This is a genomic window from Leptolyngbya sp. Heron Island J (assembly GCF_000482245.1).
Taxonomy (GTDB): Bacteria; Cyanobacteriota; Cyanobacteriia; order Phormidesmidales; family Phormidesmidaceae; genus Leptothoe.
In genome coordinates this window covers 1-14930 of the sequence record NZ_AWNH01000045.1, presented here as the reverse complement: position 1 = coordinate 14930, position 14930 = coordinate 1, and the positions used below count along the sequence as shown (strand labels likewise).

The 14930-nt window shown below is 47.5% G+C and carries 19 protein-coding genes, 1 pseudogene and 1 riboswitch; of the genes and pseudogenes, 8 read left to right on the top strand and 12 right to left on the bottom strand.

The window, feature by feature from the left end; genetic code table 11:
- Positions 1-11 precede the first annotated feature (11 nt).
- A complete protein-coding gene (locus N836_RS52775; protein WP_023072914.1) occupies positions 12-365 on the top strand; it encodes a hypothetical protein in 354 nt (117 codons plus the stop codon).
- Between the two features lie 64 nt (positions 366-429).
- Here N836_RS52775 and N836_RS52770 read toward each other — a convergent pair whose 3' ends face one another.
- Positions 430-795, bottom strand: coding sequence for a single-stranded DNA-binding protein (locus tag N836_RS52770; protein WP_023072913.1), 366 nt, complete (start codon positions 793-795; stop codon positions 430-432).
- Positions 796-1143: 348 nt separating this feature from the next.
- Here N836_RS52770 and N836_RS52765 point away from each other — a divergent pair, with 348 nt between their 5' ends.
- The 3 genes from N836_RS52765 to mreD are packed head-to-tail and all read left to right on the top strand — an operon-like array spanning position 1144 to position 3585.
- The gene (locus tag N836_RS52765) at positions 1144-2184 is read left to right on the top strand and encodes a rod shape-determining protein (RefSeq protein ID WP_036053271.1); all 1041 of its coding nucleotides are present in this window, start codon (positions 1144-1146) and stop codon (positions 2182-2184) included.
- A gap of 38 nt (positions 2185-2222) precedes the next feature.
- A complete protein-coding gene (mreC, locus tag N836_RS52760) occupies positions 2223-3014 on the top strand; it encodes a rod shape-determining protein MreC (protein WP_031292769.1) in 792 nt (263 codons plus the stop codon).
- A 16-nt stretch (positions 3015-3030) separates the two neighbouring features.
- Positions 3031-3585: a rod shape-determining protein MreD gene (mreD, locus tag N836_RS52755; RefSeq protein ID WP_023072910.1), complete on the top strand. Its 555-nt coding sequence runs from the start codon at positions 3031-3033 to the stop codon at positions 3583-3585.
- Positions 3586-3685: 100 nt separating this feature from the next.
- On the opposite strand, the gene N836_RS52750 is transcribed toward mreD, so the two are convergent.
- From N836_RS52750 to N836_RS52730, 5 genes and pseudogenes are all read right to left on the bottom strand, one after another.
- The gene (locus N836_RS52750) at positions 3686-4438 is read right to left on the bottom strand and encodes an HAD family hydrolase (protein WP_023072909.1); all 753 of its coding nucleotides are present in this window, start codon (positions 4436-4438) and stop codon (positions 3686-3688) included.
- A 277-nt stretch (positions 4439-4715) separates the two neighbouring features.
- Positions 4716-5165: pseudogene (gene dtd, locus N836_RS52745) on the bottom strand (D-aminoacyl-tRNA deacylase).
- A complete protein-coding gene (locus N836_RS52740) occupies positions 5165-6340 on the bottom strand; it encodes a CobW family GTP-binding protein (RefSeq protein WP_031292767.1) in 1176 nt (391 codons plus the stop codon). Before N836_RS52740 ends, dtd begins: the two are co-directional and overlap by 1 nt.
- A 115-nt stretch (positions 6341-6455) precedes the next feature.
- Positions 6456-6899: a tellurite resistance TerB family protein gene (locus N836_RS52735; protein WP_023072905.1), complete on the bottom strand. Its 444-nt coding sequence runs from the start codon at positions 6897-6899 to the stop codon at positions 6456-6458.
- Positions 6900-7051: 152 nt separating this feature from the next.
- Positions 7052-7474, bottom strand: coding sequence for a DUF4278 domain-containing protein (locus N836_RS52730; RefSeq protein WP_023072904.1), 423 nt, complete (start codon positions 7472-7474; stop codon positions 7052-7054).
- A gap of 34 nt (positions 7475-7508) precedes the next feature.
- Positions 7509-7617, bottom strand: a riboswitch (Glutamine riboswitch).
- Between the two features lie 321 nt (positions 7618-7938).
- Between N836_RS52730 and N836_RS52725 the strand changes: the two genes are divergently transcribed.
- Complete coding sequence (locus tag N836_RS52725; RefSeq protein WP_023072903.1) at positions 7939-8826, top strand: 6-carboxytetrahydropterin synthase; 888 nt, start codon at positions 7939-7941, stop codon at positions 8824-8826.
- Positions 8827-9019: 193 nt separating this feature from the next.
- On the opposite strand, the gene N836_RS52720 is transcribed toward N836_RS52725, so the two are convergent.
- The 4 genes from N836_RS52720 to rpmI all read right to left on the bottom strand — a co-directional run bounded on the left by N836_RS52720 (position 9020) and on the right by rpmI (position 11020).
- Positions 9020-9562 carry a tetratricopeptide repeat protein gene (locus N836_RS52720; protein ID WP_023072902.1) on the bottom strand — a complete coding sequence of 181 codons (543 nt, stop codon included), beginning with the start codon at positions 9560-9562 and terminating at the stop codon, positions 9020-9022.
- A 51-nt stretch (positions 9563-9613) separates the two neighbouring features.
- A complete protein-coding gene (locus tag N836_RS52715; protein WP_023072901.1) occupies positions 9614-10396 on the bottom strand; it encodes a transporter substrate-binding domain-containing protein in 783 nt (260 codons plus the stop codon).
- A 9-nt stretch (positions 10397-10405) separates the two neighbouring features.
- Positions 10406-10759, bottom strand: coding sequence for a 50S ribosomal protein L20 (rplT, locus tag N836_RS52710; RefSeq protein WP_023072900.1), 354 nt, complete (start codon positions 10757-10759; stop codon positions 10406-10408).
- 63 nt (positions 10760-10822) lie between these two features.
- A complete protein-coding gene (gene rpmI / locus N836_RS52705) occupies positions 10823-11020 on the bottom strand; it encodes a 50S ribosomal protein L35 (RefSeq protein WP_023072899.1) in 198 nt (65 codons plus the stop codon).
- Between the two features lie 149 nt (positions 11021-11169).
- Between rpmI and N836_RS52700 the strand changes: the two genes are divergently transcribed.
- The 3 genes from N836_RS52700 (at position 11170) to N836_RS52690 (ending at position 13084) form a co-directional block, all read left to right on the top strand.
- Positions 11170-11718, top strand: a complete 549-nt coding sequence (locus N836_RS52700) for an adenylate kinase (protein ID WP_023072898.1) — start codon at positions 11170-11172, stop codon at positions 11716-11718.
- Positions 11719-11799: 81 nt separating this feature from the next.
- Positions 11800-12549, top strand: a complete 750-nt coding sequence (locus tag N836_RS52695) for a DUF561 domain-containing protein (protein ID WP_023072897.1) — start codon at positions 11800-11802, stop codon at positions 12547-12549.
- A 79-nt stretch (positions 12550-12628) separates the two neighbouring features.
- Positions 12629-13084 carry an NUDIX hydrolase gene (locus tag N836_RS52690; RefSeq protein WP_023072896.1) on the top strand — a complete coding sequence of 152 codons (456 nt, stop codon included), beginning with the start codon at positions 12629-12631 and terminating at the stop codon, positions 13082-13084.
- Here N836_RS52690 and N836_RS52685 read toward each other — a convergent pair.
- On the bottom strand, positions 13077-13880 hold the full coding sequence (locus N836_RS52685; protein WP_023072895.1) for an ankyrin repeat domain-containing protein: 804 nt from the start codon (positions 13878-13880) through the stop codon (positions 13077-13079). The two genes, N836_RS52690 and N836_RS52685, sit on opposite strands and share 8 nt — an antisense overlap.
- 180 nt (positions 13881-14060) lie before the next feature.
- A partial coding sequence (locus N836_RS52680) for a ribose-phosphate pyrophosphokinase (protein WP_023072894.1) occupies positions 14061-14930 on the bottom strand: 870 nt, incomplete at its 5' end.

Here is a 14930-nt window from a genome sequence, read left to right as displayed (position 1 = left end):
TCCATAGTGAAATGTTCCCGAACACAGCTTGCCACACCATCAAGTATCGTATTAGCTGCCAACATAACTCCCACAAGGCTACTCGCCTAACTTTTAGAGAAACTGCGCCTCGTAATCACGACCGTTTAAAGCCCTATTTATATGCGGCTAACTACACTGTCAAAAGTGTGGATGAAGCCTATCAGCTTCTGCGTGAGTACCTCTACACAAACGGTGTAACTTCTGTGGAAGAATTGGACTTCCCTAATCGTGGCAAGATTGAAGTGGTGCCAGGATCTGCCTGGTGCGGCTTTCAGGCGAATATTAAAGTTGATGGGGAAGCCAGTGATAAGGAAAGAGACAGGAGCAAGCGGTTAGCGAGTTAATGCTGTTGAGCTGCACTGCTCGCTTATAGCTTTGCTCTTGGGGTTCCTTTGGATGAAGGGTTACCTAAAACTGCTCATCATCGTAATTTCCCTGCATAGGGGCTGCATTGTCCCGTTTGGACCCTAGAAGATCGAGTCGCTCAACACGAATTACAGGGCTGGAGCGCTGCGCACCGGTTGTTCGGTCCTGCCAACTATCAAGCTTAAGCGCACCTACTATACCTACTAAGCTACCCTTTCTAACATAGTTAGCAGCGACCTCAGCATTACGCCCCCAAAGCTCTAAATTAAACCAATCCGGCTGATCACTATTACGAGTGCGTCGGTTGACGGCAATAGTGAATTTGCAAAGTACATTACCCGACTCAAAGTAACGTACTTCAGGATCTCGTCCGGCTCGGCCTACCAGATTTACCACATTTAGACTCATCGCTTTTTACCGATAACTTCCTAATAGGACTACTTTATATGGGAGATATACTGACTATCTAGCCTTATTCTTTTAATTTCATCCTCTTTGTAATCATGAGCAGCTCTCCCCATCTCCCTATCCATTAAAACTTCAGACCGTGTAACCTTGGAGTATGGTTGACTGGTACGGAGTGATCAATTATCAGCGTGCCCTCAGGATGCTAAGGGATATCACTTCAGTGGAGACGCCTCTATGTAAGTTCAGAACTACGGACTGGACGTACATATATAAAACGTAATAAAATCCACATCGGCTTATCAACCGTTTATTTGTCTTTTCATAGCTCGTTTGGGGGCACGTCTAACAGTGAGTTTACTCGATCGCTTTTCATTCTCCCGTGACATGGGCATAGACCTGGGGACAGCTAACACCCTGGTTTATGTCTCGGGTAAAGGCGTTGTCTTGCAAGAGCCCTCCGTCGTAGCTAGGGATAAGGATGGTAAACCCTTAGCCGTTGGTGAAGAAGCAAAGCGTATGCTAGGGCGTACTCCGGGTAATATCACCGCCCTACGTCCTTTACGTGACGGTGTTATCGCTGACTTTGACACGGCCGAATTAATGCTTAAGCACTTTATCAAACGAGTGCATGAAGGTCGTGCCCTAGGAATGCCTCGCATTGTGATTGGTATTCCCAGCGGTGTTACTGGGGTTGAGCGTCGAGCCGTTATGGATGCAGCACTACAGGCTGGAGCTCGCATGGTTTACCTGATCGATGAGCCCGTTGCGGCTGCTATCGGAGCTGGGTTACCAGTTGCTGAACCCACAGGTAACATGATTATCGACATTGGTGGCGGCACTACAGAGGTGGCTGTGCTGAGTTTGCAAGGTACCGTACTGAGTGAGTCGGTGCGTGTGGCTGGCGACGAACTCAGTGACTCTATTTCTCAATACATGAAAAAAGTGCACAACCTGGTGATTGGTGAACGCACTGCTGAAGAAATCAAGATTAATATCGGTTCTGCTTATCCAAGTCCCAACGATGGCGAAATTGTTTTGGACGTTAGAGGATTGCACTTATTATCCGGGCTACCGAGAACAGTCACTGTAAAAAGTGCTGAAATCCGCGAAAGCATGGCAGAGCCACTGTCGGTCATCGTTGAGGCTGTCAAACGGACTTTGGAAAGAACTCCTCCGGAGTTAGCAGCTGATATTATCGATAGGGGCATAATGCTGGCGGGAGGCGGAGCTTTGCTCAAAGGCCTGGATACTCTGATTAGCCATGAAACGGGAATTGTGGTTCATGTTGCAGCTGACCCGCTGAGTTGTGTTGTATTGGGAACGGGTCGTGTCCTTGAGAACTTTAGTCAGATGGAACGGGTCTTCAGTGCTCGTTCTCGCGATCTGTAAAGGCTCCGTAGGCGATTGATGACTACTGTTTGCAAATTATGTTTGCACTGAGACGCTGGTGGGATAGATACGCGACAAGGGCAGGTATTGCTACCCTTGTTATCGTTTTAGCCTGGGCGATGCGTCAGAGTCAGGGAGCAGTCATTTATGAGATTTATCAGGTGTTGACGGCACCGCTACAACCTGGTCTAACTCAGGCAGAACGTTTGGAAAATGCGTATATTTTGGAGCTGCAGCAGCGGGTTATTGAGCTAGAAAATCAAAACCAAAGTCTGCGAGAGAATATTGACTATGCTGATGGTCAAGGCAAAGTGGCAGTAGCTGCTGTGATTGGCCGCAGTGCGGATAATTGGTGGCAGCAAATTACCGTCAATAAGGGCAGCTCACATGGCATCACCGAGGGAGATATGGCTACCGGCCCAGGAGGTTTGGTTGGTCGAGTTATTAGTGCTTCTCCCAATACGAGTCAGATTTTGCTAATCACTGATCCGACCAGTCAAATGGGGGTAAAAGTTAGCCGTAGCCGTTCTCTAGGTGTGGTACGGGGCAATGTGGATGGGCGTGTTGTGATGCAGTTTTTTGAAACAACGCCTGATGTTAAGCCTGGTGATGTTATTGTGACATCTTCCTACAGCCGTTTATTTCCCCAGGGGATTCCCGTTGGCCGTATTGAGAGTATGGATTTGAAGAAGAGTCCTGCTCCTGAAGCGGTTATCCAACTTTCTGCTCCACTCAGTATCCTTGAGTGGGTGACGATTCATCCGTTTGAAGCCAAAACTGATGTAAATGCTCCCCCAGCAGAAATTATAGATAGCGAGTCGCTACCCTAGTTTTGGCTAATTGACGATGACTGCATCTAAAGGCAAGGAAACCCTTTCCGATTTTCAAAAAACGTGCCTCAATGTCTTAATTGTGGTGGGGTCGGGATTGCTTTGCTTACTTTTATCACCGATGCGGTTCCCTGGAATTGAACTCCTAGGTGTTTCCCCTAACTGGTTGCTGATATGGGTTGTGATTTGGAGTATCCATCACCCCATTTTTGATAGTGCGATCGCAGGTATTGTTTTAGGTCTATTACAAGATGGTCTGACAGGGCCCTTTCCTACCCATGCCTTGAGTCTGGCCATTATTGGCATGTTGACTGCCCGTCTTCAGCGTCAACGCATCATTCAAGAAAATGTTGTTCTGATTGCCTTTATTGTCTTTGGTATGGCTGTGGTTGCTGCTACCGTCATAGCCCTGCAAATGAGTGCTCGCCACTTGCTTTGGCCTGATTCACCCTATCTGAGTCTCTGGCAAATTTGGCGTATCCATCAGCGCGTTGCCCTCAGTTCAGCTATCCTCAGTAGTCTTTGGACACCAGCGCTGTATTATCCACTGCACCGCTGGTGGAAAAGATAACTTGGTGTGCTCAGCTCCTTTTTTTCGTTTAATTTTAAACTGCCAGTCCAGATTAATGGTTTTCTAAAATATTGCCCTAGGAATGAAATGACTGCTGGTTTTAGGCTGCCTGCAAAACTTGAGTCATGTGCCTGCTTTGCACAGCCTTAAGTAAATTCGATTCAATCGATGTGGGTTGATAGCGTTCAAGATAAGCATGGCTACGAACGCCGCTGGTTAAGGCTACGGTGGTGATCCCAGCTCGCTGCCCAGCAATAATATCTGCCTCGGTATCCCCAATCATGCAGGTAGGCTCTGTCTGATAGCCTTGACCACGCTGCGCTGCGATCGCGCGCTCCAACAACGTTACCTTTTGCTCAGCCCGGTTGAGATGAGCTGCATTCATATCCGATGCCCCAAAGATCTCATCAACATACTGACTAAGATCATGGGATTGTAAAAACGCTTGTACCTGACGCGGATGACGCAGTGTAACTAATACTAGTCGTATGCCCATCTGTCTGAGCTGATGGATGGCCCTGTCAGCACCGGGTTGTAACGCATCCCACTGCAGTAGGTGAGGATGGTTCACAATACGCTGAACCTGCTGTAAAAATGTTTCCACTAGGCTCGTCGGTACGCCGGAGCGAATCGCAATGTCAGTATCGGCTACACGATTTCGTTTCATAGCCCAAAACTGATTTTTAGCCAGCACTTGCAGTGATAGTACTTCACCGTGCTTTTCCTGATGGCTTGCCTCCAGAGTCGAAAGACCCAACCGATAAGTGCGATAGTAGCGCTCTGAAACATCCACAATCGGACCATCAAAATCACAGAACAACACCTGCCTAGAAGGTGCTTGAAACGAGGACATTGGATTAATACTGTGCAGCATAAAGGGAATTGGGATAGTTGTACTCCGGCATCGTCTCTATGGATGATTGCTAGTCTGCTTAATGTTTCTTTACCTTATCAAGGGACACCGGAACCTGCACAATCGCATTAAAAGAAAATAAAGTGTCACGTTATCTGTATTACTTATGTAGTGACTCTTTCGACTAGAGAATAACGATCCCCCTTGGGTCCCCCGATACACTCTGACAAATTGATGTCTGTGCGATCGCAACATGCCGGTCAGTACCAAATTTAGACTACCCGGCATCTCGTTCTAACACCAAAGTTACCGGGCCATCATTGTCAATGGTGACTTGCATGTGAGCACCAAATTGCCCTGTCTCTACGTTTAACCCACTCTGTTGGAGTTTCGCTACAAACTGTTCATATAGCTTAACGGCTTGGGCGGGTGGAGCTGCTCGAACAAATGAAGGACGTCGACCCTTACGGCAGTCCCCATAGAGCGTGAATTGGCTAATCACCAATAACGATCCCTGAATGTCCTGAATTGATAAATCAAATCGACCAGACTCGTCAGCCGGAAATAGCCTAAGGGATAGGCACTTCTATACCATCCAATCTAGTTCTGCTTCTGTATCGGTTTCAGCGATCCCCACCAACAGATTCAGGCCTTGGCCAATACGACCCATCACCTGGCTGTCTATAACTACTTGGGAGGTTGTAACCCGCTGAATAACAACGCGCACTAGTCCCCAAACCCTCTGCCACGCTTGTTAGATTCTAGACAAAAGCATTTTTCAATTTCAGCTTCTAACACATCATGATCAAGATTCTGGCCGATTAACACCAACTGAGTTTTGCGAACTCGGCCATTCCACTCTTCATCCTCCAGGGAGAAGCGCTTACCGCTGAGATGGAAGATATGACGCTTTTCACTTTCGTCAAACCACAAAATGCCCTTAGCTCGAAAGATATTTTCTGGCAGCTTATTGTCCAAGAAAGACTGAAATTTGCGGATGGCTAAAGGTTGATCTCGCTCAATGGAGATCGATGTAAACCCATCTACATCTAGATGAGAGTGGCTGTGGTCATGGCCATGCTCGTGCTCATGTTCGCTATGGTCATGGTCATGATCACAGTTGGAATGATCATGATGGTCGTGGGCTGAATGTCCGTGATCATGCTCGTGATCATGATGGTCGTGGGCTGAATGTCCATGGTCATGACCGTGGTGAGCCTCCTTTTCATTTTCATTGGGCTCAAAATACTTATCGGATTCAAACAAACCTACACTCAAAATCAGTGGCAAGGGAACCTGAGATTGATTGGTCCGTAAAATGCGAGCCCCTTCTTTAATGTCCCGAACTTTCAGCTCTAACGAATCCAAATCGCCTTCATCTACCAGGTCTGTTTTGTTGAGCAAGATAATATCGCCGTAGGCGATTTGATTGTAGGCTGCTTGGCTGTTGAACAAATCAACACTGTAGTTTTCTGCATCCACCAGCGTCACAATGGAGTCCAATCGAGTTAGATCCCGTAGCTCAGTGCCAAGAAATGTCAGGGCTACAGGTAAGGGATCGGCTAGACCAGTGGTCTCGACGACTAGATAATCAATTTTGTCTCTACGTTCGAGTATCTTGTAAACCGCCTCCAACAGGTCATTATTGATGGTGCAACAAATGCAGCCGTTATTGAGTTCCACCATGGTGTCGTCCCCTGTTGTGACGAGCAGGTCGTTATCAATACCGACCTCCCCAAACTCATTGACTAGCACCGCTGTTTTAAGCCCGTCTTGATTGGTCAAGATATGGTTGAGCAAGGTGGTTTTGCCACTACCTAAAAAGCCAGTAATGATGGTTACAGGTAAGCCATGCTTGGAGTCATCCATTTGCTTGGATGGGGCTGATATCGTGGCAGTCATAGAATGTTAATGGTGGATTCGGTTGGAACTATGCAAAGTTTATTATCTCGTATTTGTCAGAGAATGAGGGCCAGGCTTTACCGAACGAAGCAAAGGCTGTGGACACAAAGTTACATTAACCTCGATTTTTAATTGTCATGACTTCAACAATGGCCAGAGCTCGATCGCTGGGAATTTCAAGAATACGGTAGAGATCATCCAAAAAAGCTTGTTCTTGAGGCGTAACACTACCATCGGCTAAGACCAAGTCGGTTGCTAGGGCAAAGGCTGTTGGTTTTAATTCAGCAGGAAGGACAGCATTAGCAGCTTCTACGAGACGACCAGGACCATGCTGCTGCAGCTGCTGTAGTAGTTCGTCTTTCATTCGGTTGACCATCTCTATGGAGTAACTTTTGAAAAGACGCATACGACTAAGAAGCATGTCCATTTCTCGGCCTTCTTGATCGGAGAGATAGCCATCTGCTGCGATCGCAACTAAACAAATCGCTGCCAGCGCTTCTGCTGGACTTAAGGGTAGCGACTCTGGCGACGGGTCAAACACCTTATCAAATAGCCCCATAACACCCTTCGAAAAAATAAGTTGTGGTCTGAATAATCAAACCAAACTTATTGTGAAACATCATGGGGAAAAACAAAAAGGAGGAACTTTATCAGCTCCTCCTCAAATCATTCTAGCCACGAATCAGAGAAATCAGGCGTAAAGCTGGCACCCTAGGCCATCTGACGCAGTTCATCTTCTAATTGCTGCAACAAACTTGCATTTCCTTGCTCACGAGCAACTGCAATTCGATGCTCCAACGAACGTTGAATACTTTCACTATGACTGCGAGCTGCTTCACGCAGTAATTGGCGACGCTCATCCATTAATGGGGTGAGCTCAGCGAGCTTACGTTGAAACGCTGAAAATACTGACTTTGGTTCAGCCTGAGCAACAGTCTGACGCTCACCATGACGATTAGTTTGATAGGTGGCACCGCGATAGGTTAACGCCACTTGAGGCTGTGGGAAAGGCATGTGGCGCACATAGTTATAGTGATGAGTGCGACCACGATACTTGCAAAGAATATCGCTTTCAGAAACCTCTAACATAGGCGGGTTGTGGTCATATTCAACACCACGATAAGTAAGTTTCATCAGAGTGATCTCCTCCTGAATAAGCACTGGTATTAGTGCGTTCCTTCGGGCAGACCAATACAACCTATGGGACAATAGCTGTACAGGACCCCCTACTTCCGTCTCATCGTCGACCAAGGGACGAATTCTTGGAGATGAACGAGGATATGTTCTGTATCTATTTTTACCGTTTTCAGCTTAGATTAGCAACTCCTGATATTTTTGATTGAAAATCCTGAACAGCAGGCTTATCAAGGCTTTACAGCTTTGTGTATTTTTGATTCTAAAAATTGTGTCAAAACTTCATGACTTTTTTGTGGCGCTCCTGCTTCTCCTACGGAGTTTGTACCCAAGCTATCCTGTTATTAGCCAGGCTTGTTCTCAGCAGATTTAGCTATGCTTGAGACCATTATTTCTCTGCCAATGGTCTATGCTTAGAGAAAAGAACTTAGCAAAAATTAATATTTGCAGTTTTGGGTATTGCTATGAAATGCACCATTAACCGTCGGGCTCAGTTTTCCGCCAGCCATCGATACTGGCTGCCTGAGCTGAGTGACGCTGAAAATCAGGCCCAATTTGGACTATGTACCCGTGCTCCAGGTCATGGTCATAACTATGAGTTATTCGTCTCTATGGAAGGAGATTTAGACGAATACGGCATGGTGCTCAATTTGTCTGATGTCAAAAAAGTGATTAAGCGTGAAGTTACTAGCCAGTTGGATTTTTCCTACTTAAATGACGTCTGGCCCGAATTTCAGATTGATCGACCTGAGGCAGGGCTGTCGACCACAGAGAACATTGCTCGTGTGATTTGGCAGCGGCTTGCGCCCCACTTACCCATTACCAACGTTCAGCTATTTGAAACCTCTACCCTTTGGGCTGACTATCAAGGAAACGCCATGGAAGCTTATTTAACCATCTCCACCCATTTCAGTGCTGCTCACCGCTTGGCTTTGCCCCATCTGACGCTGGAGCAAAACAGTGAAACTTATGGCCTCTGTGCTCGTGTCAATGGCCATGGTCATAATTATCATCTAGAAGTCACTATCAAGGGTGAAATGGACCCTCGTACGGGTATGATTGCTGACCTGGTGGAGTTCCAGAATGCGGTCAACACTCATGTTGTAAAGCCCTTTGATCACACATTTTTGAACAAAGATATTCCTTACTTTGCTGAGGTAGTGCCCACGGCTGAAAATATTGCGGTACATATCCGTGATTTGCTGCGTGAGCCGATTAAAGAGATTGGTGCCAGCTTACATAAAGTGAAGCTGATTGAGAGTCCTAATAACTCGGCTGAAGTTTATTGCGAGGAGGTGATGGAGCCTGCCGCTACACAATCTGTGGGAACACCTGAGTTAGCTGCGGTCTAGGGCAGCTTTGTTATTTGCATGACGACCGTATCTTAAGGGAGGTTAATGCTGCTTTGAGCCACCCAGTATTGTCATAATCTCAGCGCTCATAGACAGTTCGCTGAGTCTAGATTGCGCTTAAATAATTGAGGTCATATCGGTGATACGTGTAACGATATGACCTCATCTTGTGATCTGTAAATCGCTTTAAGCCCTACTGCTTCATGGGGATAGCAACGCGCTTACGTAAGGACTGTGCTCGACGTTTGGCTGTTGCATTATCTGGCTCAATCTTAAGGGCCTGATCGTAGCTTTCGAGCGCTTGCACGGTTAGCTGTTTTTTCTCATAGCTGTGCCCTAAGTTATTTAGGGCAGTCACATAGCCCGGGGCAATTTTTAAAGCTGCCTTGTACTGACGAATGGCTAAGTCAAATTGCCCTTGAGCAAAGTAGGCATACCCTAGCGCGTTATAAATGAGCGGAGCGTTTTCAGTTTCTTCCTCGTCTGTCATCGCTTTTAGGGCCTGCTGCAGGTATAAAGCCGACTGGGAAAAGAGCTTTTTATCTAGCAGTAGACTGCCTAGCTCGTAATATTCCTGAGCGGTACCTTTTTCTTTGGTGAGCTTCTTTTGTAAACGACCAAGGGTGCTCTCAATACGGCGAGTCTTAAATACCTGGCGAATGATAAAAAAGGCTGAAAGCCCCAGTAGGGCGATAAGAATGCCCAGGTATGTCAAAAATAGGGTGCTATTTTCCATGAACTCGCTCAATCGATTAGTGCGTACGGTAGCTTTATTCTCCCATGGTAGCTACGGTAACCCCCAATAGGTAGCTCGATCTTGTAACCAACCTTCGTCATCCCACTGCCGAATGGCCGCGTTAATGGCTCTACGTAAATCGTTGTATTGAGTGCCTTTGGGAATTGCGATCGCAACTGGTTCTACTGAAATGATGGCATCTAGCAGTCGATAATGACTGTCCTGTTGCTGCCATCCCGTCAACAACGATACATCGCCAGCAAACGCATCTACCCGACCACTGTCTAATGCAGTGACGGCTTGCTGATAGGACGATACGGGCACTAGCGTTGCATTGGGGAGCCGATAGCGCAAATGGGCCAATGTGCTGGAATCGGCCAGAACAGCCAGACGACTCAGAGCAAGTTCGTCAAGGGTATTGATTTGGGGCGAGGTGGTAATAAACCCGGTGCCGTCTAAGTAGTAAGGCTCACTAAAGCTAGCAATTCGCTGCCGTTGGGCGGTCACGGTGATGGCTGCGATCGCAATATCCACTTCACCATCAACGACTTCATTAATCCGATCCAAATTACTTACTGGTCGCAATTCTAATGCTGTTTCATCACCTAGCAAATCAAGAGCTAGACGGCGGGCAATATCAATTTCAAACCCATTTAGCTCGCCCGTGACATCGCGATATCCTAGCGGAAACCGATTGTCCTTAACTGCAATGATCAACCGACCGCGTGACTCAATCTCAGCTAATTCAGCAGATGCAACAATTGGGGGCACAGTCACCTGCGCCCCCAAAAGTAAACTTATACCCAGCAAATACCGCCCAATAAGTCGCCACATGCGGCGATATTAGCCTTTCTTGCCCGCTAGCTCAACTACCTTTGTAAAGGTGTCGGGGTCTAGAACCGCCATTTGAGCCAGCATCTTACGGTTAATCTGAATATTTGCAGACTTCAAATCGCCAATTAAACGGCTGTAGGTAGTGCCGTTGAGACGAGCCGCCGCATTAATACGAGTAATCCACAACCGACGAAAATCACGCTTTTTGTTTCGACGATCGCGATAAGCATACCGCAGGGCCTTCATCACCTGCTGGTTAGCTGTGCGGAAGAGTTTAGAATGGGCTCCCCGATATCCCTTCGCAAGCTTGAGAATTTTCTTGCGGCGCTTGCGAGCTACATTGCCGCGTTTTACACGTGCCATATTAGGTCGTTAATTTGAGAAACTATTGAACATGTACAGACGTTCGGAAGAACGTCAAACCCTCTACAAATAGGGCATCATTCCTTCGATGTTGGGAACGTCAGCATCTACGACTACCGCTTTCTTAGATAAACGGCTCTTGCGAGAAGTTGACTTGTGCTGCAGCAAATGGTTTTTAAACGCCTTACGACGCATGATTTTACCGCTTCCACTACGGCGAAAGCGCTTAGCAGCGGCCCGGCGAGTCTTAAGCTTGGGCATGATTTTGTGTTTATGTTTACACGGTCTACCAGTCTACTATGTCAGCCAGGCTTGCTTCAATCATCCAGGTAAAAATCATCTGAACTAATCGTAATTTTCTTTAGAAAACGGACTACGGTAGACGCAGAGCAAGAGAAAGGACATTAGCTATGCGACTAATCATCTTGGGGGGACCAGGATCGGGTAAAGGGACGCAATCTCAGAAACTCGGCGAACATTTTGCTATTCCCTGGATTTCGACCGGGGATGTGCTACGGGCAGAAATCGCCGCTGACACACAACTCGGTCAGGAAGTTGCAGAATCTCTGGCCAAAGGGGAATTGGTGTCCGATAACCTGATGATTAATTTTATTAAAGAGCGGTTACAGCAGCCGGATGCTACCAACGGTTGGGTTTTGGATGGATATCCCCGTACAGCTTTTCAAGCTGAAGAGCTCGACTTTTTTTTAGAGAGTTTCAATACTCAAGTTAACTATGCTGTTTGGCTAGAAGTGCCTGCCCATAGTCTGATTGAACGTTCTGAGTATCGAGCTGAGATCGATGACAATCCTGAAGCTCTGCGTCGTCGCATTGAGACTTTAGCTGAGACCACGATTCCTATGCTCGAATATTACGAGTATCGGCAACGACTTTTGCGGATTGATGGCAATCAGCCACCCGACGATGTCAAACGGGATATCTTGGCCAGGCTTCGCTAGTTCATTAGATCGATTCTTTACCATTGTCTGGCCCAACCTCTGGCACAATAGCCCTGAATCGATCTTGTCTGAAAAAGACCTATGACTATCCACCCCAACCTCCAGACTGCATTTGCCCAAGGCCATGCACTTAAGATTATTAGCGGTTTGACCAATTTTGATACAGCTAATGTTTTGGCCGTGGCTAAAGCCGCTCAGCAAGGAGGTGCCACGTTTGTTGATATTGCCGCAGATGCCGATCTGGTTCGGCAGGTCAGTCAGCAAATTAGTCTGCCTGTATGTGTTTCAGCCATCGATCCCAAAGCGTTTCTCGCTCCTGTTGCGGCAGGTGCCAACCTGATCGAAATTGGGAACTTTGATATGTTCTACGCCCAGGGGCTGACGTTTACAGCTGCTGATGTGTTGACCCTCACGCAGCAAACCCGTGAGCTTTTACCCCACATCACTCTATCGGTCACTGTGCCCCATACTTTACCCCTGGATGAACAAGTGCAATTGGCCGAAAACTTGGTCGTAGCGGGGGCCGACATCATTCAAACTGAGGGAGGCGTTAGTAGCCAACCTGCTCATCCTGGAACTGTTGGTTTGATTGAAAAAGCGACGCCGACATTAGCGGCGGCCCATGCTATTTCGCGAGCTGTGCCTATGCCTGTTCTCTGTGCATCAGGGATTTCGGATGTGACTGCGCCGATGGCGATCGCAGCGGGTGCTGCTGGCGTGGGTGTCGGGTCTGCTGTCAATAAACTAAACAACGAAGTTGCCATGGTTGCGGCTGTCCGTAGCCTCCGAGAGGCGCTGCATACGGTGACGCGTTTCACTGCAAACGTATAAGTGTCTGCTTGAGACCAGAAAGGTTAGCCATAATCATCTTTCTGGTCTTGGGTTTTACCCTAATGAGTAGGGAGAGACTATGGGAAAACAACGTATTCGACCCATCGCCCTCGGTTTGATTGAGCACCAGGGGCATGTTTTTGTGAGTCAAGGCAATGACTCAGCTAGCGGAGAGGTATTTTATCGTTTTCCAGGAGGTGGCATTGATTTTGGTGAATCGAGCATTGATGCTCTAAAACGTGAATTTCAAGAAGAACTCCAGGCAGACCTTACAAATGTTGAGTATTTAGCGTGTCTGGAAAATATCTTTACCTGCCATGGCAAATCAGGGCATGAGCTGATCCAGCTTTTTCGCTGCGATTTTGTGGATCAAGGATTCTACGATGTGAACAAAGTCTATACCCTACTGGAAGGTAAGGACAAACACAACGCGATTTGGATACCCATAGAGCAAATTAGGCCAGAGGGCCTTAATTTAGTACCTAAAACCTGCCATCCCTATGTGCATGCTTCATGGGATAAAAACGCTACATAGCCTGTCGTAACATGGTTGCGATCGCACGGTTTCCTTGGGATTGAGCCAAACTTAGGACACTTACTCCCCGTTCACTGATTTGGGGATTTGCCCCATGGTTTAACAACAATCTGACCAGATCGGCATTGCCAACTTCTACTGCCCGATATAAGGGTGTTGCTTGGTCAGGATTGGCATCGCTCTCCAGCAATAGCTGAGTAATCGCTACATTGCCCATTTCTACAGCTTTATAGAGCGACGTGGTACCAGCAACCTGGGCATTGGGATTGGCTCCACCCCGTAGCAACAGTCTCACAATCTCGAGATTGCCCATCTCAGTTGCACGGTAAAGCAGCGGCACACCATAGTTAGTGCGACGGTCAGGCGAAGCATCCGCATTGATTAAGATGCGCACCAGATCTAGATTACCCATATCAACGGCCCTGCCTAGAGGCGTTTGTCCCCCGGCACTGACCACATCCACGTCTGCGCCATTGGCCACTAGCAGCTGGACCATAGCGCGATTGCCATGCTCAGTTGCGATCGCTATCGGATAGCCCACATAGCGATTGCCAGCATCTACGCTAGCGCCCCGCTTGAGTACACGTTCTGCCTGTTGTATGTCGCCACTGTGGACGGCCTCAATCAGTTGCTGGTCAAGGGAAGGCAGCCCAGCCTTCAATGACTCTATCTGGGCAATAGACCCAGACACAGCGAACGTAGCACGCTCTAATTGCGTTTGAACAAGGCTAGGACTAAAGATACCTATAGCCAGCAGAGCACTAACCAATTGAATAATAGATGTGCTTTTAACCATGGATTCTAAGCGGCAACTTACTTACACAGTCCATCGACGTCATCCTAAAGTTTCCGGAGATAGAGAAAGATTGCCAGCCTTCATCAGCTACTTACAGATATAAGTAATTAGCAAAAAAGGAGAAGTCTAAGTAAACCTCTCCCTTACACACTAATTATTATCAATATCGATTTTTACACTTTATCGAAACATGCTGCTGACGGAGCTTTCTTCATGAATGCGCCAGATAGTTTCGCCGAGTAAATTGGCAATGGTTAGGGTGGTGAGCTGGGCAAACTGATGCTCTGATGGCACAGGAATCGTATTGGTGACAATCACCTCTTCAAAGACACCGCTGGATAGCCGTTCAACGGCGGGTGGAGAGAATACGGCATGGGTGGCACAGGCATATACTTGTCGGGCTCCTTGTGCCCGGAGCAATCGAGCTCCTTCAGAAATGGTACCGCCTGTATCAATCATGTCATCGACTAATACAGCGGTTTTGCCGTTGACATCCCCAATCAGATTCATCACCTCAGCAACGTTGTGAGCCTGCCGACGTTTATCAATAATGGCCAAAGGTGCATCATTGAGGCGTTTAGCAATGGCGCGTGCTCGTGCGACTCCACCAACATCGGGAGAGACGACAACCAGGTCGCTTAGCCGCTTACTGGCGAGATAATCAACGAGTACGGGAGCCCCGTAGATGTGGTCACAGGGAATATCAAAATACCCTTGAATCTGCGATGAATGTAAATCCATCGCTAGTACTCTGCTAGCCCCGGCTTTGGTGATTAGATTAGCGACCAATTTAGCCGTAATCGATTCACGCCCAGCGGTTTTACGGTCCGCTCGAGCGTAGCCATAGTAAGGAATCACGGCTGTAATCTGCCGCGCGGAAGCCCGTCGGCAGGCATCGATCATGATCAGTAACTCCATGAGATGATCATTGACCGGTCGGCAGGTGGGTTGAATCAGATAAACATCACACCCACGGATAGATTCCTGGATTTGCACATAGAGTTCACCATCGGCAAACTGTTTACGGACCATAGGTCCTAAGTCAATTCC